This is a genomic window from Aeromonas sp. A04 (genome assembly GCF_047780465.1).
GTDB classification, from domain to species: Bacteria; Pseudomonadota; Gammaproteobacteria; order Enterobacterales; family Aeromonadaceae; genus Aeromonas; species Aeromonas bestiarum.
Genome location: NZ_JBLNHP010000001.1, coordinates 1,199,469 through 1,220,503, shown reverse-complemented (window position 1 = coordinate 1,220,503; position 21,035 = coordinate 1,199,469). Strand labels below are relative to the sequence as shown.

Annotated in this window: 21 protein-coding genes, 1 tRNA gene and 1 riboswitch; of the genes, 9 read left to right on the top strand and 13 right to left on the bottom strand. The window is 59.3% G+C overall.

Going from position 1 to position 21,035, the window contains the following annotated elements; genetic code table 11:
- Positions 1-102: 102 nt before the first annotated feature.
- Positions 103-543 carry a GNAT family N-acetyltransferase gene (locus tag ACM3N8_RS05510; RefSeq protein ID WP_052449139.1) on the top strand — a complete coding sequence of 147 codons (441 nt, stop codon included), beginning with the start codon at positions 103-105 and terminating at the stop codon, positions 541-543.
- A gap of 4 nt (positions 544-547) precedes the next feature.
- Here ACM3N8_RS05510 and ACM3N8_RS05505 read toward each other — a convergent pair whose 3' ends face one another.
- Positions 548-1,090 (bottom strand): DUF1439 domain-containing protein, encoded by a 543-nt coding sequence (locus tag ACM3N8_RS05505; RefSeq protein ID WP_026080151.1) that lies wholly within the window; start codon positions 1,088-1,090, stop codon positions 548-550.
- Between the two features lie 97 nt (positions 1,091-1,187).
- Here ACM3N8_RS05505 and cls point away from each other — a divergent pair, with 97 nt between their 5' ends.
- Together cls and ACM3N8_RS05495 are read left to right on the top strand one after the other, a co-directional pair.
- Positions 1,188-2,669: a cardiolipin synthase gene (gene cls, locus ACM3N8_RS05500; protein WP_416015614.1), complete on the top strand. Its 1,482-nt coding sequence runs from the start codon at positions 1,188-1,190 to the stop codon at positions 2,667-2,669.
- Between the two features lie 95 nt (positions 2,670-2,764).
- Positions 2,765-4,027 (top strand): DUF945 family protein, encoded by a 1,263-nt coding sequence (locus ACM3N8_RS05495; protein WP_043134634.1) that lies wholly within the window; start codon positions 2,765-2,767, stop codon positions 4,025-4,027.
- A gap of 84 nt (positions 4,028-4,111) precedes the next feature.
- Here ACM3N8_RS05495 and purU read toward each other — a convergent pair whose 3' ends face one another.
- Complete coding sequence (gene purU, locus ACM3N8_RS05490; protein ID WP_416015613.1) at positions 4,112-4,948, bottom strand: formyltetrahydrofolate deformylase; 837 nt, start codon at positions 4,946-4,948, stop codon at positions 4,112-4,114.
- 209 nt (positions 4,949-5,157) lie between these two features.
- Positions 5,158-5,311, top strand: a riboswitch (FMN riboswitch).
- Positions 5,312-5,416: 105 nt separating this feature from the next.
- Between purU and ribB the strand changes: the two genes are divergently transcribed.
- On the top strand, positions 5,417-6,070 hold the full coding sequence (ribB, locus tag ACM3N8_RS05485) for a 3,4-dihydroxy-2-butanone-4-phosphate synthase (protein ID WP_241324453.1): 654 nt from the start codon (positions 5,417-5,419) through the stop codon (positions 6,068-6,070).
- A 225-nt stretch (positions 6,071-6,295) separates the two neighbouring features.
- Positions 6,296-6,538 carry an Lpp/OprI family alanine-zipper lipoprotein gene (locus tag ACM3N8_RS05480; protein ID WP_005334342.1) on the top strand — a complete coding sequence of 81 codons (243 nt, stop codon included), beginning with the start codon at positions 6,296-6,298 and terminating at the stop codon, positions 6,536-6,538.
- A gap of 141 nt (positions 6,539-6,679) precedes the next feature.
- Here the strand turns inward: ACM3N8_RS05480 and ACM3N8_RS05475 are convergent, their stop codons facing one another.
- Together ACM3N8_RS05475 and ACM3N8_RS05470 are read right to left on the bottom strand one after the other, a co-directional pair.
- Positions 6,680-7,528 (bottom strand): tetratricopeptide repeat protein, encoded by an 849-nt coding sequence (locus ACM3N8_RS05475; RefSeq protein ID WP_274452378.1) that lies wholly within the window; start codon positions 7,526-7,528, stop codon positions 6,680-6,682.
- Positions 7,525-8,247 carry a 4'-phosphopantetheinyl transferase family protein gene (locus ACM3N8_RS05470; protein ID WP_274452377.1) on the bottom strand — a complete coding sequence of 241 codons (723 nt, stop codon included), beginning with the start codon at positions 8,245-8,247 and terminating at the stop codon, positions 7,525-7,527. Before ACM3N8_RS05470 ends, ACM3N8_RS05475 begins: the two co-directional genes overlap by 4 nt.
- A 275-nt stretch (positions 8,248-8,522) precedes the next feature.
- On the opposite strand from ACM3N8_RS05470, the gene ACM3N8_RS05465 reads away from it, so the two are divergent.
- The 3 genes from ACM3N8_RS05465 to ACM3N8_RS05455 all read left to right on the top strand — a co-directional run bounded on the left by ACM3N8_RS05465 (position 8,523) and on the right by ACM3N8_RS05455 (position 11,105).
- Positions 8,523-9,011: a C40 family peptidase gene (locus ACM3N8_RS05465; RefSeq protein ID WP_043554066.1), complete on the top strand. Its 489-nt coding sequence runs from the start codon at positions 8,523-8,525 to the stop codon at positions 9,009-9,011.
- Between the two features lie 150 nt (positions 9,012-9,161).
- Positions 9,162-10,118: a 23S rRNA (adenine(1618)-N(6))-methyltransferase RlmF gene (rlmF, locus tag ACM3N8_RS05460; RefSeq protein ID WP_274452376.1), complete on the top strand. Its 957-nt coding sequence runs from the start codon at positions 9,162-9,164 to the stop codon at positions 10,116-10,118.
- Positions 10,119-10,385: 267 nt separating this feature from the next.
- On the top strand, positions 10,386-11,105 hold the full coding sequence (locus tag ACM3N8_RS05455; protein WP_416015610.1) for a MaoC family dehydratase: 720 nt from the start codon (positions 10,386-10,388) through the stop codon (positions 11,103-11,105).
- A gap of 138 nt (positions 11,106-11,243) precedes the next feature.
- Here ACM3N8_RS05455 and ACM3N8_RS05450 read toward each other — a convergent pair whose 3' ends face one another.
- Positions 11,244-12,242 (bottom strand): DUF481 domain-containing protein, encoded by a 999-nt coding sequence (locus ACM3N8_RS05450; protein WP_290063980.1) that lies wholly within the window; start codon positions 12,240-12,242, stop codon positions 11,244-11,246.
- A 30-nt stretch (positions 12,243-12,272) separates the two neighbouring features.
- Positions 12,273-13,190, bottom strand: a complete 918-nt coding sequence (locus ACM3N8_RS05445; RefSeq protein WP_416015608.1) for a L,D-transpeptidase family protein — start codon at positions 13,188-13,190, stop codon at positions 12,273-12,275.
- 426 nt (positions 13,191-13,616) lie between these two features.
- On the opposite strand from ACM3N8_RS05445, the gene ACM3N8_RS05440 reads away from it, so the two are divergent.
- Positions 13,617-13,706 (top strand) — tRNA-Ser (locus tag ACM3N8_RS05440).
- Between the two features lie 313 nt (positions 13,707-14,019).
- On the opposite strand, the gene ACM3N8_RS05435 is transcribed toward ACM3N8_RS05440, so the two are convergent.
- The 7 genes from ACM3N8_RS05435 to cutC all read right to left on the bottom strand — a co-directional run bounded on the left by ACM3N8_RS05435 (position 14,020) and on the right by cutC (position 21,033).
- Positions 14,020-14,349, bottom strand: a complete 330-nt coding sequence (locus ACM3N8_RS05435; RefSeq protein WP_098984672.1) for a DMT family transporter — start codon at positions 14,347-14,349, stop codon at positions 14,020-14,022.
- 17 nt (positions 14,350-14,366) lie between these two features.
- A complete protein-coding gene (locus ACM3N8_RS05430; protein ID WP_253852778.1) occupies positions 14,367-14,750 on the bottom strand; it encodes a DMT family transporter in 384 nt (127 codons plus the stop codon).
- 49 nt (positions 14,751-14,799) lie between these two features.
- Positions 14,800-15,492 (bottom strand): hypothetical protein, encoded by a 693-nt coding sequence (locus ACM3N8_RS05425; RefSeq protein ID WP_098984670.1) that lies wholly within the window; start codon positions 15,490-15,492, stop codon positions 14,800-14,802.
- 11 nt (positions 15,493-15,503) lie between these two features.
- Entirely contained in the window at positions 15,504-16,124 is a 621-nt protein-coding gene (locus ACM3N8_RS05420; RefSeq protein ID WP_274452370.1) for a phosphate propanoyltransferase, read from the bottom strand.
- Positions 16,121-16,573 (bottom strand): BMC domain-containing protein, encoded by a 453-nt coding sequence (locus tag ACM3N8_RS05415; protein WP_098984668.1) that lies wholly within the window; start codon positions 16,571-16,573, stop codon positions 16,121-16,123. Before ACM3N8_RS05415 ends, ACM3N8_RS05420 begins: the two co-directional genes overlap by 4 nt.
- 12 nt (positions 16,574-16,585) lie before the next feature.
- Positions 16,586-17,533, bottom strand: a complete 948-nt coding sequence (gene cutD / locus ACM3N8_RS05410) for a choline TMA-lyase-activating enzyme (RefSeq protein WP_098984667.1) — start codon at positions 17,531-17,533, stop codon at positions 16,586-16,588.
- A gap of 113 nt (positions 17,534-17,646) precedes the next feature.
- The gene (gene cutC / locus ACM3N8_RS05405; protein ID WP_416015604.1) at positions 17,647-21,033 is read right to left on the bottom strand and encodes a choline trimethylamine-lyase; all 3,387 of its coding nucleotides are present in this window, start codon (positions 21,031-21,033) and stop codon (positions 17,647-17,649) included.
- Positions 21,034-21,035: the final 2 nt, after the last annotated feature.

Here is a 21,035-nt window from a genome sequence, read left to right as displayed (position 1 = left end):
CTTGCTGGCTAATCTGGTCGGATCTCTTGCCGATCTGCAACTGAATATTGAGGGCTGGGCCGAGTGGCCAAGGATGGAACGGGTGTGATTAGCAAGCGGGCGATGGAGCTCACCTTCGAAGAGTACTGTGATGCGGATCTTTCCCTGATCAGGGACTACTACGAAACCACTTTCTCCCATTACGTGCCGGATCTGGCCGAGCGTATCTTCGTGGTGCGCGACGCTCACTGGCTGGTGGGCGCCGTGCGTCTGCGCGACGAACAGGATTATTACCACCTGTGCGGCTTTCGCCTGCTGCCCCATTACCAGTCGCTGGGACTGGGCTCCCGTCTGTTGCAGCACGCCTGCAACGATCTGCTGGACAAGCCGGTAGTGTGCCAGGCATTGCCGTTCGAGAAGCCGTTTTACCTCAAGGCCGGTTTTGCCGACCTGCCCCTGCACGAGCTGGATGGCCCGCTCTTCTCCCTCTATGACCAGCAGCGCGAACAGGGTTACCAGATCGAGCTGCTGGTGCGTCAGACCAAGGCCCCCGTCTACAACTGACGGCTCACTGGGGCTTGGTCAGCAGGTGGATCTTGCCCGGTGACAGCTCAAGCCCCAGCAGATTCTCTTTCAGCCAGGCCTGGTTCGGGTCCTTGTCGTTGAGGCGATAGACAGGCTGGGTCTCCAGCCGTTTCTCCATGCTCTGCAGCAGCATGCCGAGCATGAAGCCGAACTTCTGCTGCGCCGCTTCCGGCTCCAGCTTGTACTCAATCAATTTCATGTTGTCGAGGAAGAGGGCGCTCTGGGCCTTGTCATAGCGCGGCCTGGCCTCGTAGGTCATGTTCAGGCGCGCGTCGTATTCGGTCTGATCCGGCAGGGCGATTTTCAGCTTGCCCTTGCCATAGACGCGAGCGGTATCCGGGCTCTGGCGCCCGATCTGGACGTCGCTCTGCTCGAGCTGCACATGGGCCTTGATGATGCCGGGCAGCTCCAGCTGTTTGTTCACTTGTACCTGGGATTGCAGGTACTGGTTTATCTGTTGCTCATTGATGTCATATGAGCCTTGGCCTAGCATGGCCAGACTCAGCAGCATAGATTGCAGGATCATGCTAACGACCTGATAGAATGGGTGTGTTTTACAGCATACCATCCTGGCCCCGTGGGATCTGCCCACCGCATGTCACTCTGGTGTACAAGGAGTTCTCTTGATCAATGGCTTGGAGCACGACATCCAGCTGCTGTTTTCCCAGTTCCTCGGCTGGCTGCTGCTGTTATTTCACACAGTGATCGTGACGGGGGTCTCCCTGCGGGTGGTGATGAAACGGCGCCCCATCGGTGTCTCGCTGGCCTGGCTGGCCCTCATCTATGCCATCCCGTTTGCCGGGGTTGGCTTCTACGTGCTGTTTGGCGAGATCCGGCTCGGCCGCCGGCGCGCCGAACGGGCCCAGGCCATGTACCGCCCTTACGCCATCTGGATCCGCCAGCTGGCCCGTCTCTTCCCCCAGCACTGCTGCGAGGTGGGGGAGAAGGCTCAGCCGCTGCACGATCTGATCCAGAGCCGGCTGGCCATGCCCATGCTCTCCGGCAACCGGATGACGCTGCTGAGCAGGCCGGAATCCATCTTGCGCGAGATAGTGCGCGACATCCGCCAATCCTCCCAGTCCTGCTATCTGGAGTTCTATATCTGGCATCCGGGTGGCGATGCCGACGAGGTGTGCGAAGCGCTGATGGAGGTAGCGGCGCGCGGCGTGGATTGTCGTCTGCTGCTCGATTCCATGGGCAGCAAGGCCTTCTTCCGTTCGCCCTGGCCAAAGAAGTTGCGCAAGGCCGGGGTCAAGCTGGTGGAGGTGTTGCCGGTCGGCGCCTGGCGCATCCCGTTCCAGCGCCAGGACTTGCGCATGCACCGCAAGCTGGTGGTGATCGACGACAGGGTCGGTTACACCGGCTCCATGAACATGGTGGATCCCCGCTTCTTCAAGCAGAACGCCGGGGTCGGCCAGTGGGTCGACATCATGATCCGGGTGCAGGGGCCCATGGTGCCGCTGATGTGGTCCATCTTCGTCTGGGATTGGGAGATGGAGACCGGCGAGCGGTTGCTCGACAGCCTGCAGCATGAGCCAGAGGCCTGGCCCCAGAGCAACTATCGGGCCCAGCTCATTCCGTCCGGCCCCTTCGTCGGCGGTGACTGCATCCAGCAGAGCCTGCTGCTGGCCATCTATCAGGCCCGTCACCATCTGGTGCTGACCACCCCCTATTTCGTGCCGGATGATCCGCTGGCGGCGGCGCTCTCCTCGGCGGCGGCGCGCGGGGTGCAGGTGCAACTGGTGTTGCCGGCGCGCAACGACTCCCTGATGGCCAATCATGCCTGCAACGCCTTCATGGAGGAGCTGCTGGAAGCCGGGGTCGAGGTCTACCGCTACGATGCCGGTCTGCTGCACACCAAGAGCGTGCTGGTGGATGACGACTTCGCACTGGTGGGCACTGTGAACCTGGACAGACGCAGCCTCTGGCTCAACTTCGAGGTGACCCTGCTCATCGACAACCCTGTGTTTGTCGCCGAGATGACCCAGCTGGTGCAGGGCTACATGATAGAGGCGACCCCCATGTCGCTGGCCAAGTGGCGCGCCCGCCCCTGGTACAAGAAGGTGACGGAGAACATCTTCTATCTGTTCAGTCCCTTGCTGTGACATCACATATTTGCGGCCGACGCCGAATTGGACTTGCCTAGCCCCGATATGGCCCCGTAGAGTGCGGCAATGAGCCTTTGGAGAATCATATAAAGATGAAGAAGCGAGTAGCGCTGGCCGTCGGTGCGGCCCTGGTAGTGGGTGGACTGGGTGCCTGCTGGCACACGGGCAATACGTTCGATCGCATCATGGCCGAGCAGATTGCCAAGGTGAAGCAGGAGAGCGGCGTCGAGCTGACCTGGCAGCCGGGTGCCAGCAACCTGTTCACCCGCGATGGCGTGCTGAAGGTGGTGGTCACGCCGCAGACCCTGGCCAGCCTGGATGGTCAGCTGGAAGGGAGTGAGCCGGTCGAGGCGCAGTTCATCGTCAACAGCCGCATCCTGCCGCTCTATATCAAGAGCAACATGCTGCTCGACACCAAACAGGGCTCGCTGGCCCCTGTGTTCAGCGCGCTCAAGCTGGAGCAGTGGCAATTTGGCATAGAGTCGGTCAGCAGCCTCTGGACCGCCAGCAACAGCAGCCGCTTCTGGGCCAACGAATTCAAGGTCAAGCAGGGGCTCGACGAGTTCAGCTTCCTGCCGATGAAGGGCGACTATCACGGCGATCTGGAAGGCAATGGTCACGTCACCTTCCATTGGCAGGGCATGACGCTGCACGAAGAGCAGAGCAAGATGGACATGGTGCTGGCCGAACTCAAGGGCAGCGCCGACATGGCCGAGATCAGCGGTATCTGGCTCTCGCCTCGCAGCGACATGACCCTCTCGGCGCTGTCGGTGCAACTGCCTGACAGCGTCAAGGTGTCACTGCAGGGGCTGACCACGGAAACCCAGCTGGCAGGGGACGATGCCCAGACCCTCTCCAGCAGCTATCAGATGAAGGTGAACACCCTCAATCTGGAGAACGAGACCGACAACCTGGCGCTGACCCAGAGCAAGCTGGCCCTGAATCTCAAAGGGCTGGATCTGGAAGGCTATCAGGCACTGCAGGCCGCGAGCGGCCAAGGGGTGGAAGATCAAGCCATCCAGCAGGCGCTGGACAAGCTGCTCAAGCGCGGCGCGACCCTGGAGCTGGTGGACTTGAGCGCCCAGCTCAACGGCGAGCCCGTCTCCATGAAGGGGGACGTCAAGCTGGCGGCCACCTCGCTGGAGCAGTTGTTCAACAGTGAAGAGGGGATGCACGCCCTGTCCGGCCTGCTGCACGCCAACCTCAGCGGCCAGCTGGGCAAGGCAGTGCCGCAACTGGCCCCCATGCTGGAGCAGTTTGCCGCCATGGGCTACCTCAAGGCGGACAAGGCCCAGCTGACCGCCGAGTTCAAGCTCGACAAGGGTGCCATGACCATCAATGGTCTGCCGCTGTAAGCCAAGTGCAACAACAGGCAGTGCAGAAACAACAAAGGCTCCCGTGGGAGCCTTTGTTGTTTCTGGCGTGATGCCGCAGGCGGGTTACTTGAACACCACCGTCTTGTTGCCGTAGACGAACACCCGCTCGTTGAGCACCAGCTCCAGCGCGCGGCTCAGCACGGATTTCTCCACGTCGCGACCGGCCCTTGCCATGTCGTCGGCACTGAAGGCGTGGCCGACATGGATCACGTCCTGCTCGACGATGGGGCCCTCATCCAGATCGTCGGTGACGAAGTGGGCGGTGGCGCCGATCAGCTTGACCCCGCGATCGAACGCCTGGCGGTAGGGACGGGCACCGATGAAGGCCGGAAGGAAGGAGTGGTGTATGTTGAGGATCTTGCGCGGATAGGCCTCGACGAAGCTCGGCGTCAGCACCCGCATGTACTTGGCCAGGATCACGTAGTCGGGCTGATAGCCGTCTATGATGGCGCGTACCTGCTCTTCGTGCTCGGTGCGGCTCTGATCCTCGTGACTGACGGTGTGGAACGGGATGTCGAACTTGCCCGTCAATTCTGCGAGCGTGTCGTAGTTGCCGATCACCGCCACTATGTCCATGTCCAGCGCGCCGGCGTAGTTCTTCATCAGGATGTCGCCGAGGCAGTGAGTCTCCTTGGTCACCAGGATGACGATGCGCTTCTTGCCGGCCTTGACCAGACGGCGCTGGGCACCGGCGGGCAGGGCATCATCCAGATCCGCCAGCAGGGTCTCGTCGTTGAAACGTCCCTCCAGCTCGGTGCGCATGAAGAAGCGGCCGTTTTCGTGATCCACGAACTCGTCGTTCTTGTTGATGTTGAGCTGGTGCTTGTAGCAGATGTTGGTGATCTTGGCGATGAGGCCCTTGGCGTCCGGACAGTCCGTCAGCAGTATTTTCTTTTCCATCTCTGTCATGATTCCGTTTGTGGTGTTGGCGCCTGAGTCTGCGCAGGCTGCGCGTTTTTTCAGGCACTATGCCATAAACAAAATCAGAAAAGACAGTGCGCCGTGCGTGCGTGAGCCAAGTTGCTGGCGGCGGGTACCGGTCGGTTCCATATTCATCTTTGATGGGTTTTGGGCTGGTATCCTGCGTTTTTTTTCTTTAGGCTGTCTGCGCTTATTCTCAGGGCGGGGTGAAATTCCCCACCGGCGGTATCCCGATCTGACTCGGGGAGCCCGCGAGCGCCCGACCTTGCAACCAGGTCGGGGTCAGCAGATCCGGTGAGATGCCGGAGCCGACGGTCATAGTCCGGATGAAAGAGGATAAGACAGATATTGCAGGCATGGCCCCCCTTGGGCTGGCCGCTGCATACCTATCTCTGTCTGCCTTTCCATGCCCTGATTCTGGTCCTTGTCTTGTTTAGGAGTCTTACCATGAATCAGTCTCTACTCAGTGAATTCGGTGATCCCCTTGCGCGCGTCGAAGCGGCGTTGGCGGCCCTGCGGGCCGGTCGTGGCGTATTGGTGGCCGACGATGAAGATCGGGAAAACGAAGGCGACCTCATCTTCGCCGCCCAATCCATGACCAATGAACAGATGGCCATGATGATCCGCGAGTGCTCCGGTATCGTCTGCCTCTGTCTGACCGACGAGCGCGTTCGCCAGCTGGCGTTGCCCATGATGGTGGAGGCGAACTCCAGCCACTATCAGACCGCCTTCACAGTCACCATAGAGGCGGCGCAAGGGGTAACCACGGGCGTGTCGGCGGCCGATCGCGTCACCACCATTCGTGCGGCCATCGCCGATGGTGCCAAACCGTCCGATCTGCATCGCCCCGGCCATGTCTTTCCGTTGCGGGCTCGTACCGGCGGGGTGCTGACGCGCCGCGGCCATACCGAAGCCACGGTCGATCTGATGCAGCTGGCCGGCCTCAAACCGTTCGGGGTCTTGTGTGAACTGACCAAGGAAGATGGCTCCATGGCTCGTCTGCCGGACCTGGTTGCCTTTGGTCGCCTGCATCAGATGCCTGTGCTGACCATCGAAGATCTGGTGCAATATCGTCAATTGCTGTCAGAACGTTCAGCCTGAGCCTCATACGAAATTGTAATAAGCCCAAAATTTGGTTACGCTCTGTGCGAACCTCATCCAGAGGCACTCATTTTTGCTTAAAGTTTGCACATAAAGTGTGCAACTAAAAAAAAATGAGGGTTTTAATGCATTTATCTGTGATGGGGCCTATCCAAAGTATGATTCTTTTGTGCCATAATCACGCCGCTTGCTAAACGTCTGGCGAGTTAAAGGGAGCTTTTAAAAATGAAAAAATTGTTGTTGGTAGGTGTTGTTGGTCTGTCCGCTCTGCTGGGCGGTTGTGCAAACACCAGCGAACTGGAAACCTCCGTTCAGAATCTGTCTAACAAAGTTGACCAACTGGCTCAAGATGTTAGCGCAGTTCGTGCTGATCAATCCAAGATCGCTGCTGATGTTGCAGAAGCCAAGCAAGAAGCTATGCGTGCTAACCAGCGCATCGACAACATGGCTACTTCCTACAAGAAGTAATCCATGCGAAAAAATGGCGCATTCATGCGCCATTTTTTTTTGCCTGAAATTCGTCAATTCCCCGCTTTCCGCCCCTGAAATCCACCTCGGCAAGGCAATGCCGATCCCTCGGCATCACCCCGTCTTTCATTCCCGCATCGATCAGTAGAGCAGGCTGTAGAGCTTGCGACGGTAGCTTTGTGCCGCCGGGTTGCTTCCCATTGTGGTCAGGATGTCGAGATAGGTCTTCTTGGCATCGCCAAAAGCCAGGTCGCGCTTGAGGATGGTAAACAGCAAGGTCAGCGCCTCTTCCTGTCGACCCGCCTGGTTGTATTGCACCGCCAGCTCCTGGGTCAGGGTGAAATTGTCAGGATCCTGCTCGTGACGCGCCTCCAGCGCCCGCAGTTCCGGGCTGTCTGCGGCCTGCAGTGCCAGCGCCAGCCGGGAGCTCAGGGTCTGATAGTGGTCATCCTGCGCGATCATGGGGATCTTGCCGAGCCGCTCCTGCGCTTCGTCCAGCAGATTGAGATCCAGCGCCGCCTGAATAAGCCACAGGCTGATGTCGTGGCGCTCCGGAGCCAGCTGGTGAGCCTTGGTGAGATGGGCATAAGCCACATCGGCCTGGCCGTCTGCCAGCGCCTGCTGTGCCTGCTCGAACAGCAGTTCCTCTTCCTTGGGAGCGAAGGCGGCAAAGTAGTGGCGCAGGGTGGCTTCGTCCTGCGGCCCTTCCAGAATGGCCTGCTCGTCCGGGCGACCCTGATGGAAGAGTACCAGGGCGGGCAGGGCACGCAGGCCGAGCTGGCTGGCCAGCGGTTGCAGCTGCGGATCGTTCATGTCGACCCTGGCCAGGGTCACCTGGGGGTTGGCCGGGCCAACCAGTGACTCCACCAGCGGGGTCATGCCCTGACACTCTGGCATCTGGGGGGCGTGGAAATAGATGACGACCGGCTTTTTCATGGAAGCATCGATCAGTGCGGCTTGGAAATTCTGGGGATTGATGTCGACGATCATGAGGCTGACTCTTGGAAAATGGTGTGAGTTAACATGGGGTTGATGGGGGCGGATTTCAAGTTGTCATCCAGCAGCCAGCCGTTGACGGCCAGGGTCGGGGCGGCGAGGCTGAGCCAGCCGCTGCCAAGGGGCCAATCCTGAACCCGGTAATCGTGCTCATCGAGCCGGTTGTCGAGCCGCCACGCCTGCTGCGGCACAAAGCATACCTTGTCGAGCCCGGCGGCAATGCCGGCACCGTGGGCCTTCAACACTGCCTCCTTGCGTGACCAGAGCCGATAGAAGGCGCTTTCCTGCTCTTCTGCGGGCAGGGCGGCGAGCCACTCGTACTCGCTGGTTGCATAGAAGCGTCTCGCCAGTGGCAGGGTCTGGCGGCGACGCTGGCCCAGCTCTATATCCACCCCAAGCGGCCCCCTGGCACAGAGTGCGATCACCAGCCAGTTACCGCTGTGGCTGAGGTTGAACTGCCAGCGCTGGTCGCTCAGCTCGGGTTTGCCATGGGGATTGGTGCAAAACAGCAGCTCGCTGGCCTGGCATTGCAGGCGATCGGCCAGCAGGCGCCTGAGCAGCACACGGCTGAGCAGGAACTCCTGGCGGCGTCCCGGATGGTGGATCTCCTGCCACTGTTGCCGCTCTGTCGGGGAGAGTGCGTCCGGCAGCAGAGCCAACTGGTCGGCGCTGATATTTGCCGGTTTTAACAAATAGAGATCCACGGAGATCATAATTTTTCACTTTAAAAGAGGGATGAAACAGCGATAAAAGTCAGTTTGATCGAGCAAGGACGGTCGCTTTCGAGATTGTATATTGTTTGGGCATGATCACATTAATCATGAAAAATACTGCATTTCCTTGCAAAAATGTGATGTCGATAGGGATTTTCGCTTGCCTCGATAGAATTCTTGGATATAGTCGGGTGCTGTTGCCTTATAAATTGCCCTTCTGGGCCGTATTTTAACAAGTTTTACTATTTTGCGGGGATAAAGGATTGCGCCACCTGATGCTACTGCTGGTCGCGCTCGGAATGGTGGGTTGTGCCTCGGCACCCCAGCCCGAGGTCGCGAGTAAGATTGAAGTTTCCATGATGGAACCCATTATTGAACCGGAAGCTTCGCAAACACCCGATGTGAATGAAATCCTGACAGTATATAAAGAGTGGCGTGGCGTCCCGTACCGCATGGGAGGCAGCAGCCAGCGAGGCATAGATTGTTCCGCCTTTGCCCGTGAAGTGTTCCGCAATGCCGTCGGTGTCGAGTTACCCCGTGACACCCGCTCCCAAGTCCATGAAGGCACTCGTGTTTCCAAGCAAGATCTGGTCGAGGGTGACCTGGTGTTCTTCAAGATCAATCGTCGTCTCAATCATGTCGGTATCTACGTAGGTAATGGTGAATTCATCCACGCCTCGACCCGTGCCGGGGTGACGCGCTCCAAGCTGGATAGCTCCTATTGGCGCAGCAAGTTCTGGCAAGCACGCCGGATCGACATCTGAGTCAGGCTGGACAAACGGCTCGCAGTACGGACTGTTTTTCCAACCTCACTTGAACCGGGCTCCTGAAGCCCGGTTTTTTGTGGCCGCAATTTAGACTTTCCGGGGCCAAATCACTATAGTGTGGGCCCGTTTTCCCTCGGCAGGCCCAGCATGAAGACCCACTTCGACCGCAAATCCGGATTGCATCCACGCAATCGCCATCAGGCTCCCTATGATTTCGATGCGCTCTGCCAGCGCACCCCCGAGCTGCGGCCCTTGGTATTCGTCAACGAGCACGGTACTCAGACCCTGGATTTTGCCGATCCTGCCGCCGTCAAGGCGCTGAACAAGGCCTTGCTGGCACTGCACTACGGCATTGCGCACTGGGATCTGCCGGCGGGTTATCTCTGCCCGCCTATCCCGGGACGGGTGGACTACCTGCACAGGGTGGCGGATTTGCTGGCCGAGAGTGCGGGACGCGTACCGACCGGCAAGGGGGTACGAGTGCTGGACATAGGCGTGGGGGCGAACTGCATCTACCCGCTGCTGGGGGCGCGCGAATATGGCTGGCGCTTCGTCGGATCCGATATCGATCCTGTCTCGGTCAAGGCGGCAAACCTGCTGGCCAGGAGCAACGGGCTGGGCGGACAGGTCGAGTGCCGCCATCAGGGCAATGCCAAACACATCTTTCGCGGCATCATAAGCCCGCAGGAGCGCTTCGCCCTGACCCTGTGCAACCCCCCGTTCCATGGCTCGCTCGAAGAAGCGAGCAAGGGCAGCGAGCGCAAGCTGCGCAATCTCGGCAAAGCCGTGAAGGGGGCGCCCCTGCTCAATTTCGGCGGCCAGAAGGCCGAGCTCTGGTGTGAGGGGGGTGAGGCCGCGTTTCTCGCCGCCATGATCGTCCAGAGCAAGGAGTTCGCCAGCCAGTGCCTCTGGTTCAGTTCGCTGGTCTCAAAAAAAGAGAACCTGCCGGCCGCGAAGAAAGCGCTGGCCCAGGTCGGGGCCAGTCAGGTGCGGGTGATCGACATGGCGCAGGGCAACAAGACAAGCCGGATCCTGGCCTGGTGTTTTCTGGATGAGACCGCCTGCGGGCAGTGGTGGCAACCGGCGCAGCGTGACGACGCCTGACGGGCCAGGCAGGGTATAGACAGAGGCACTCGGATGGCATTCCCCCCGTTTCGGCCCCTGTCTGCGCGGCGCCCATGGCCGCCTGACGCTGGCCACAGCAATCGTTTTTCCCCTTGTGCCATCAGGCTTGCAGCCGACAGGTTAGTGACCACTTCTGCCCGTGGTACAGCTGTACGCTGAGATTTTTTTGCACTTGCAGTTGAAACTTTCATAAAATAGGACTGGTTAGACCTCTTTACAGGCTTTGAATCGAATAGGGATCGGTAGATGAAAGTTGTCGATTTTCTGAAGCGCAAGCGCGAAATTCTGGCGCAGCACCCCTTTGAGCTCAAGGATTGGCTCTCTCCGGCGATCCGCGACTACTGGCGTGAGTTTCAGCAAAAGGCACACCTCCACCCTCTGCTGGGTCGTGTGCTGGACCTGCAAGCTGACAGCCAGTCCGTGCAGCGGCAAGCGGGCTCGGCGCAGGTTGCCAACGGCCAGCTTCTGCAGGCTGATGAGCCGGCGGTTGAGCTCAATGGTGAGGCTGCGGCCCTGTTTGCCACTCTGCAGCCCAGCATAGGCGCCGAGACCCACGTGGGTGAATGGCTGCTGGTGAGCCAGCAGATGATCAATGAGTTTGCCGCCGTGACCGGTGACAATCAGTGGATCCACACCAACCCCGAGCGTGCCGCTGCCGAGTCGCCGTTCAAGACCACCATAGCCCATGGTTTTCTGACCCTGGCGCTGCTGCCACGGCTGACGGGCAGCATCAACGAGGCGACGCCCGAGTTTCCGAACGCCCGCATGGTGGTGAACTTCGGGCTGGACCAGGTGCGTTTCCCGTATCCTATCAAAGTGGACAGCAACATTCGCGCGCGCACCAAGCTGCTGCGGGTGACCCCCATCAAGGGCGGTCTTGAGCTGCTCAAGGAGATCAAGGTCGAGATCGAAGGCATTCGTCGTCCCGGCTGCGTCATTGAATCAGTCACCCGGATCTACTTCTGATGTCGTGACGGCCGTCACCCTGTGGCATGAATCGTATTGAAACAAAACAGGCTCACCTCGGTGAGCCTGTTTTGTTTATGGCGTTATGGTGCTTGTTTGTGGCTCAGCCATTCGCCCGTGAATGGCTTGTCCTGCTGACTAGAAGCTGGCCCCCAGGCTTATCAGGTGACGCCACTCTTTGTCTGATAAGGGGGTCTGAACGCCTTGATAGTCCAATCTGGAGTCTTCCCAATCGAGCTCGCTCGACCAGGAGAGGCGCAGGTGATCGTTGAAGTAGTAGCGCATCCCCAGGCTACCTTTTACGGCCTGCTCCCGGGTGATGTAGGGTGAGGGCTGGTCCAGATAGCGCTTGTAGGTGCCTTTGCTGAACAGCTCCAGTTGCTCCGACCAGAGCGCAACGGGTTGGCGGTAGTCCCAACCAAGGCCCATCAGGGGATAGTTGATGATCCTGTCGTTGAAAATATCGGGGATGATGAAGTCGTCCCAATAACCCGGCCGGAAGTAGGAACGCTCCAGTCCGGCCTGGCTGATCAGCTCCAGCCGTCGCCGCTTGTCGTTCCAGAACCGGTAACCAGGTCCGGTCACATAGCCCATATCCATGTATTCGGGGTCCAGCATCTGGTATTCATAGTCGATGGAGGAGCGCACGAACCAGTTCTGGTCGAAGAAGAAGTCCAGCATGGGTTTGAGCCGATACTCATGGCTGTTGGTGACGTTGTTGGCCGTCTCGTAGATGTACTCTCCATCCAGCGTATAGCGCCAGTCGAGGTTGGCCACTTCGGTAGAGGCCTTCAGATTGACGTTGTTGGTCTGCTTGTCGTTGTGTTTCAGCTTCACGTTCAGGTCGCTGCTGCCGGTCCACAGCCAGGCTTTCTTGTCATCCGGCGTGAGGGCGAGCAGGGTAATGCCGGTCTTCACCGTCGGTCTTGGCTTGTCCTGCTTCTCGATACGCCAGCGTTTGACCGCCTTGCGCTTGACCGTCATCGGCGAGCTGTAGGGCAGCGCTATGCGTACCTGTTCATCCGTGATCTCCTCTATGGTGCCGGTCAGCCGGTCACCGTTGTCCATCCAGAGGATGTCGGCCAGCGCCATCGGGCTGAGCAACAGGGAGAGCAAGCACCAGAAGCGGTATCTCATGGAAAGTCCTTCATGAACACAGGGTTGCCGTTAGCCGCTGACGGGGCGTGGAATGCCGTTCTTATTGTTCAGCACGGCAGCCACCTTGTCACCGTCGATCTCGGACGCTGCGATAAAGGCCTCTACCTCGGGTGAGAGGATCAGGGGGGCGCCCTGCTCCAGCTCCAGTTCGGTGCGAGAGAGGGGGGAGTGGACCTCCAGCCAGTGGCGGCCATCGGGCTCGCTGGCGGTCTTGACCGGCTGGTTGATCACCCGTACCTGAGTGCCGAGGGGAACTATGTTGAACAGGGCCTCGATATCATCGGGGCGCAGGCGAATACAGCCCGCGCTGACCCGCAGGCCGACGCCAAACTCCTTGTTGGTGCCGTGAATGAGGTAGTCCTGCTTGCCGTAACCCAGGCGCATGGCGAACTTGCCGAGGGGATTGTCCGGGCCTGGCGGTACGACCGCGGGCAGCGTGATCCCCTTCTGCTCCAGCCAGGATTTGCGCACCATGGGGCCGGGTACCCAGGTCGGGTTGGGATTCTTGGCGATCACTGTCGTGGTCATCTCAGGGGTTTCCCGCCCTATGTCGCCAATGCCGATGGGCAAGACGATCACCTCATTTTTTCCCTTGGGGAAGTAGTAGAGACGCAGTTCGGGCAGGTTGATGACAATGCCTTCTCTTGGCACATCCGGCAGCAGCATCTGGGTCGGCAGGGTCAAGCGGGTGCCCGGTTTTGGTAAATAGGGGTCAACCCCGGGATTTGCCTCGAGCAGTGCCAAAAAACCAATCTGGGTGTGCTTGCCGATCAGTTCAAGGTGTTCGTCCGGCTGGACTATGTAGTCCTCCAGCTCGCCAATCAAACGGCTGCCTGCCGGTGGCAAGGGATAGGTCGTGGCCCAGGTTGGCGCGTTCCAGAGGCTGGCTGTCAGCAGCAGCAGTGAGACAATTCGTGCATTGAGCATGGTACTTCCTGTCAAATGGCGTGAGGGCCGGTCACTGCCCGCCCTGAAAAAAGAGGTGAAATTGTTAACCAATCCACTCCTGATTACCAGCTCGTCCCACAAGGGCTACAGAGGAGTCTCGCTTCGAAGAAAGCCCCTTTTGACGACTTCCTACACCTTTTTAGTACAGTACCGGATAACCTTGGATGAACGCTGCCCGTGATGGGATATACCGCAACCTGCAGGCAGGCCTGTTGCAGGGGGGGGGCACAGTCGCCAGGTTGCCTATGGGGCTGGATCTCGGGCTCTGCGCCAAGCCTTGTCGACGTGCCATGTACAGGCCACGGTAAAAACTGCGTTCCTTGCCTGTTTTATAGGCAGTCGTTTGATCTTTAAAGAGATTCAGGTTGATTTACCTGACCGGGTTCGGTAAGAATAAAGCCCCGTGGAGAGATGCCGGAGTGGCCGAACGGGATTGACTCGAAATCAATTGTGGTAGCAATACCACCCAGGGTTCGAATCCCTGTCTCTCCGCCATTTTTGAGACCCAACTTGCCATGCAGGTTGGGTTTTTTCATTTTTCCTGTCTGCTGGCATGTCACTGGGCAATGCCACTTGATCTTGGTTGGCATGTTGTCGAGCTGTCCTGTATTGGACATTGCCTCGGGCCAGTACATTGTATTTGCCATTGCCATTGCCATTGCCATTGCCATTGCCATTGCCATTGCCATTGCCATTGCCATAGATAAGGCTGTGTCATTCATTGATGGTGGGCACGGTCCGATATGAGCAGTGCATGGTACAGATAGTAATGAGGGTTGCTTCTTTGCTCGAAGCAACCCGGATCTCATTACATGCTGGAGAAGACGTTCATGACCACTCCGCCCGAGATAATCAGTATCATCGCCAGAATGGCGGGCAGATCCGGCTTTTGCTTGTAGAGGATCATGGAGCAGATAGTGACCCCGACGATGCCAAAGCCACACCACAGTGAATAGGCAACGCCGACCGGGATAGTGCTCATTGCGCGGGTGAGGGCGAAATAGCACAGGCCGTAGGCACAGACCACCAGCACGGATGGTCCCAGCTTACTGAAGCTGTTGGTTTTTTTTATCATCGAGGTGCCGGTGATTTCTGAGCCGATAGACAGCGCCAGCCATAAAAATCCGAAATTAAACATGAGTCATTCCTTTTCCGTTAGTTGGCGATCTTGTTGTTCATGGAGGCAGCGACTGGCTCAGCTGGAGTTTCATCGCTCTCCTCGCTGCCCATTTTGGAGAACAGGTTCATGATGACGATGCCGCTGGCAATGATGGCCATGCCGATAATGGCCGCGGTATCCGGATGCTGGCCATAAAACGCCATTCCCAGCGTGGACACCACTAGAATGCCGGTGCCGGACCAGGTGGCGTAGGCAAGCCCAACGGGAATGTCTTTTACCGCGCGGGAGAGGGAGTAGTAGCAGGTGCAATAGAGCAGCACGAGCAGACCGAGCAGCAGCATCTTGGTGGTTCCTTCACTGCTGCCAAACATCTTGAGGGTGGAGGTGGCCGATGTTTCGGACACGATCACCAGCAGCATCCATAGCCAACATTTTGTTTTTGAAGACATACGTTAAACTCCGGGTTTGTTATTTAAGGTAAGGTTGTTTTTCTTTTCTTCTGCTTTTCAAAAAATCGATGGCGGCATCGGTCAGCTGTGCCTCGGCCGTGTGTGCCAGCGCCGGATCCTTCTCTACATCGCTGACCGTGAGATAGCGCCGCGCCGTGCCCGCCGGCACAGGGGCTGCGTCGTTCGCCGTTGCCAGCTTCTCCAGCAGCTCATTCATGGTGCACAGTACAACGCCAATCTCGCCCAGACGGCTGAGCGCTGCCTGCATGTGTCCGGCGTATGGCGTGCCCGGTTGTGCCCCCAGCAGCTGGTTCAGTTCGCTGGCGGGATCGCAGTGATAGCGCAGCGCCAGCACCGGCAAGCCGCTCAGCAGCGCATCGTGCAGCCGCCGGGCAACGGGACTGCGCAGCGAGCCGCTCAGCAGGTCCATCGCCAGCGGGTAGTCGAGAAAGGGCAGCACCAGTGCGCGATAGGGGACGGGCGGCAGGGCCTGTTGCCAGACGCTTGCCGCCACGGTTTCTCCCAGCGGCTGCCACAGCGCGCCATCCTCAATGCCTTCTTCCAGCGCAAGCTGCAGGGGCAGTCCACAGCCGGCCAGACGGTTTCGAATGGCCTGCCGATAGCCCTGGGCCGCGGTCACCATCACCAGCAGTGGCGGCTGCAGGCGCCTGAGCATCTGTTCGACCAGGCGTTCAATCTGTTCGTCGGTCATGGTGATCTCCGTTAGCCGAGCAGCCTGACCTGCGCGCCGTTTTTCAAGCCGGCGGCGTTGGCCTCTTCGGTATCGATGTGAAATTCCAGGGCGAAATCGTCGCGCACCCGTACCACCACCTCATCGAAGGTCAGCTGACGCTCACCGTCGCTGCGCACCCTCACCTTCTGGCCGTTGGTCACGTTCAGCTGGCGGGCGTCTTGTGGCGAGATGTGGATATGACGCCAGGCGCAGATCACCTGGGATCGCAACTCCACGTGGCCGGCGGGGCCGATGAGCAGCGCACTGCCCGTATTTTCCAGCTGGCCGGATTCGCGTACCGGTGCCTTGACCCCGAGGGTGAAGCAGTCGGCGCGGGAGATCTCCAGCTGTGAAACCGGCCGGGTCGGGCCGAGCACGCGAACACGGGTCAGCGAGCCCTTGGGGCCGACCACGGTGACGCACTCCTCGGCGGCAAACTGGCCCGGCTGGTGCAGCGGTTTGAGCGGCGTCAGGGAGTAGCCCTTGCCGAACAGGGCGTCGACATCCTGTTGCGCCAGATGCACATGACGGTTGGAGATACCGACCGGAATTGCCGGTGACGCCAGGTTCAGGCGGCTGGCAATTTTTTGATGTAGCTGGGGGTCGATCATGCTTTCTTCCCTTTTCTTGCCGCGGCCTGTCTATCTTCCGCCTGATCTACTGCAGGCTGCGTGGCTGGCGGAGTGGCCGGTTCGGTATCGGCACTGCTTTGCGGTGGCAGGGCCGGGGCTGCGCTCGTTGCGGGCGTTATCTCGGTCCTGGTGCTGGCCGGCACGCGCGGCGGGTAGCCCTTGAGGTTGCTGAGCGCCACTACCGCGCTTGGCTCCGGACGGGCAATCACCAGTGAATGGACCTGCTTGTCGATGGTGGCGGCCACCGCGACGCCACGCTCGATGGCGGTGTGGATGGCACTGATCTCCCCTTCGAAGCAGACACTCACCAGCCCAGATCCCACCTTGCGGTAGCCGATGCAGGTCACTCCTGCGGCTTTGCAGGCGGCGTCCACGGCCTGAATGGCGGCGACCAATCCTCGCGTTTCAATTACGCCCAAACTTTTCATCGTCGACTCCTGTTAATGGCGGACCAAGCGAATATCGAAATCAAATTGTTTAAAGAAGGTCTCCAGCCGATCCAATTCGTCCGGCGTGTAAGACGGGTCTTGCGTAATCGGGTAGGGCATATCCAGCCGCTCATATTTCTTGCGGCCCAGCTGGTGGTACGGCAGCATGTCGATCCGCAGGATATTTCCCCGTTTCGCCAATTTCTGTACATATTCGATGGCGCCGGTAATGGCATCCCATGAATCGTTATATCCACGGATGAGCGGCATGCGCACAATCACCTTGGCGCCGTAATCAACCAGCCATTCCAGATTGCGGCGAATACCTTCATTGCCGATACCCAGCATCGCCTTATGCTGTTCGCTGTTGATTTGCTTGATATCGAACAAAAAGGTATCGGTGACGGGAGCCAGCTGCTGGTAATTGGCCAGCGAGGTGGTGCCCTGGGTCTCTATGGCGGTGTTGATCATCATCTTCTTGCATTCGCGAAACAGCGCGACGGCAAAGTCGGTCTGCAGGCTCATTTCGCCGCCGCCTATGGTGACGCCACCGCCGGAGGAGATGTAAAAGTCGTAGTCCTGCATGATGATCTCCATCAGCTCGCTGACGGTGACATCCTTGCCCATGATGTCCAGCGCGTGCTGGGTGCAGACCTCTTCGCATTTGCGGCAGCCGATGCAATCTTTATTGCGATCGACGAAGTGTTTCATGCTGCCGTTCTCTTCGGCCCGGTAATGGACCCCGGCCGGACAGACATTCACGCAGTCACCGCAGTTGATGCATTTGTCGTGCGAGAACATCACCTGAAATTGGCTATTCAGTCCTTCAGGATTGGCGCACCAGGGGCAGCTAAGGTTGCAGCCCTTGAAAAAAACCAGCGTGCGAATGCCATCGCCGTCATATATCGAATATTTCTGGATATTGAATATGCGGCCGGTTAGTTCATTATTTTCGATCACGCTTGCCTCCATCTCCGGATATGGCAGGCCGCAGTCGCATTATTTGCGACCCGCCATTGCGGAGTACTTCCGGTTATTTTTTCAATACAGGGACATTGCTATCAACGTATCGATTAGAACTTCTCAATCACGGTACGGCTGATAATTTCGTCCTGTACCTCTTTGCACAGCTCGACGAAATAGGCGCTGTAGCCGGCGACACGCACTATGAGGTCGCGGTACTTCTCCGGTTCCTGTTGCGCTTTTTTCAGCACTTCGTTGTCGACATAGCTGAACTGCATCTGGCCGTTGCCGAGGATGGAGGCGGTGCGCAGCAGGGTGATGAGGCCATGCCGCCCCTCCTGGGTATCCAGCAGTCCCTTGAGGAACTTGAAGTTATGGACCATGCCGATGTTCATGGTCTCCACGTTCATCTTGCTGACGGACTTGATGATGGCCGTCGGACCCTGCTTGTCCGCCCCCTGGGTCGGGCTGATGCCGTCGGAGAGCGGCATCCAGGCCAGGCGCCCGTTCGGCGTGGCGTTGGTCAGCTCGCCGATGGGCGTGTTGTTGGAGATGGAGAGGGTGCCGTGGCTCAGGGTGGAGTAGAGCATCTTGTATTGACGGCACTCTTTCTCGGTCCACTCTGTGATATCCAGGGCGTACTGGTCGACGTAGTTGTCATCGTTGCCGTACTTGGGTGCATTCAGGCAGTCGCGGCGCAGCGCTTCGTTCCCTTCGAAGTTGGCCAGCAGCGCATCGCGAATTTGTTCAAGTGTGTATTTCTTCTCCTCGAATACCAGCTTGCGGATCGCCGCCATGGAGTCGACGTAGGTCGCCAGCCCCGAGAAGATGAGGCCAGGTCCGTGGTTGACCACGGCGCCACCGGCGGCGACGTCCTTGCCCTTCTCCATGCAGCCTTCCACCAGCAGTGACATCAGCGGTTTCGGGGCCACGTCACGGTGCACACGCTGGCTGATCACTGTGCCGATGGCCGACAGGCGAACGATGTGGGCAATCTGCTGCTTCACCGCCGCATCGAACTGCTCGAAGGTGCGCAGGTCACGCAGATCGCCGGTATCCAGCCCCTGATAGCTGTCGAACAGCACCATGCGACCACGGTTGAGCACGAACTCGATGGCGATGGGCCACTGGGTGTATCCGGTGGAGGTCCACTGATAGATGCGCCCCGATTTCTGCGGCTCGACGCAGCCCATCAGGCAGTAGTCGCGGGCGTCTTCAAAGTCGAACCCCTTGCGCAGCATCATCTTGATGTGGGAGTCGTCGAAGTGGCAGGCCGGGAAGCCCATTCCCGCCTTCACGACGTCGACGATCTTCTCCATGTATTTCTGCGGCGACTGGTTGTGAATGCGGCAGGCCAGCGACGGTTGGTAGACCTTCACGAACCGCACGGCATCCATGATGAGGTAGGTCAGATCGTTGCAGGCATCGCCGCCGCTGCGCTTCTGGCCGCCCACGGTCAGGTTGATGAAGGGCTGGTAGCCAGCGAAGTATTTCGCCCCCAGCTCGCTCGACATCCACATCAGCTCGGCACACTTGATGATGAAGGCCTGCATCAGCTCGAGCGCGCTTTCGTGGGTCAGGCGGCCCTCGCGGATATCCGCTTCGAACATGGGGTAGCAGTACTGGTCGACCCGACCGAGTGACAGACCGGTCTGGTTCTCTTCGATCTCGAACAGCGACTCCACCGTCCAGATGCTCTGCAGCGCTTCTTGCAGGGTCTTGGGCGGGTTGGCCGGCACGTTCTCGTTCACCTCGGCTATGGTCAGCAGCTCGGCGCGGCGCAGGGCATCCTGCTCTTTCACGGCCAGTTCGCGGGCATGGGCCGCGATGCGGCGGGCGTAGTTGACCACCCCTTCACAGGTTTCGATCGCTGCCTTGTAGTAGTAGATGCGATCGATGTCGTCCGGGTTCTCCATGCTCAGCTGGTCGAGATGGGCCTGGGCGTCGGCCTTGATGCCGTTCATCCCCTTGGTGAACAGCAGCACGTCGTAGCCCGGGCAGGTGTCGCCGCCCCCGTTGATCTGGTGGTAGGAGAGGTCGCTGACGAAGGTCTCGCCGCTGAAGGCCCAGACGCCGGCTTCCCGGTACTGCGCTTCGCAAATCTCATCCAGCGAACGGCCTTCCCAGAACGGCACTATCTCTTCGCGGATGGTTTTCTTGTCCGCTTCGCTGATTTCAAAGGGATCTTGCGGACGGGTGCTCATGGTATCGAGCTCGTCGCGCACCCAGCGCCAGGCAATGTCCGGTGAGAAGGCGCCGGCACGTGGCTTGCCGCATGGATGGCCGACGATCAGCTCGTCATCCTGGATAAGGATGGGGGCGGTTTCGCAGGCGTGGCGGAACGCCTTGGCCCGCAGCAAGATGGTCGGCATCCCCGGGTTGGCTTTGACGACTTCAGTAAAGGCCAGGGCCCGGTAGATGGAGACGCTGGGGCGCACGGTCAGATAGTGGTTGCGCAGGCGTTGCAGACGCGGCGTCAGCCCCTCCATCACAGGCGTATCGGCACAGGCGGCGAACGGGGCGGCAGAGACGTGTTGCACCCCGCGAAAGAGGCGTACCGGCAGCTTGAGGGCGCTCAGGTTTTGCTGGGCGCAGAGGAACATCTCGGAGAGCGCGTTGATGCCAGCCTGCTCCAGGCTGGCGCCGTGCAGCAGGGCATCAAACATGGGGTAACCGTCGATGGCGCAGGTGGCGCGCACTTCGCTCAGCTGTGCCAGCTTGAACCACAGGCACTCGACGATCTCGTACGCCTGTGGTTCGGTCAGCGCGCCGTTGGCGATATCGCGCTGGAAGTAGGGCAGCAGGGCCTTGTCCGCCCCTTCCGGGTTGACCGCATAGCTGCCGTTATCGAGCTGCAGCGCCAGCTGGAACAGGTAGAACGACTGGCAGGCCTCTTTGAAGTTGCGTGCAGGGTGAGCCGGTACCTGGTGCAAAATGGCGGCACTGTCACGCAGTTCGGCCTGGCGGAACGGGTTGGTTTCGGCGGCGGCCAGAGTTTCGGCGCTGTTGGCCAGGTTTTGCGCCAGCGCCATCAGGGCATCACAGGCATGGATGGCGGCGCGGCAGCCGTTGACTTCGTCCATGCCGCTGCGGCTGACGGCGCTGCCCAGCGCGCGAGTTTTCTCTTCCAGCTGATGTTTGATGGCCAGCACGCCCTTCTCCACCACCAGCTTGTAGTCGGGGGAGTCGATGGCGTTGTTCAGATTCAGGAACTGGAAGGTGGACGGGCGATGCGCGGCACTTTCGTCGTGGAAAATGGCGCCGTGCGGTGTGCGAGTCTGGTTGCCGACAATCAACTCGTCGGCGCTGATGGTCAGCGGCAGTTGGCGCATCAGTTCATGGAAGCGGCGCGCCGGTTTGACGGTGGCGGGAGTGCCCGCGATGTCGCCGTCCAGCCCGTTCAGCATAGTGGCGTGTTCGCTGCACAGGGTGCTGGTGTGCGCCAGTAAACGTTCAGCCAGCACGTTGACGCGCGGCGTTAAGCTGTAGTGTGCCATGG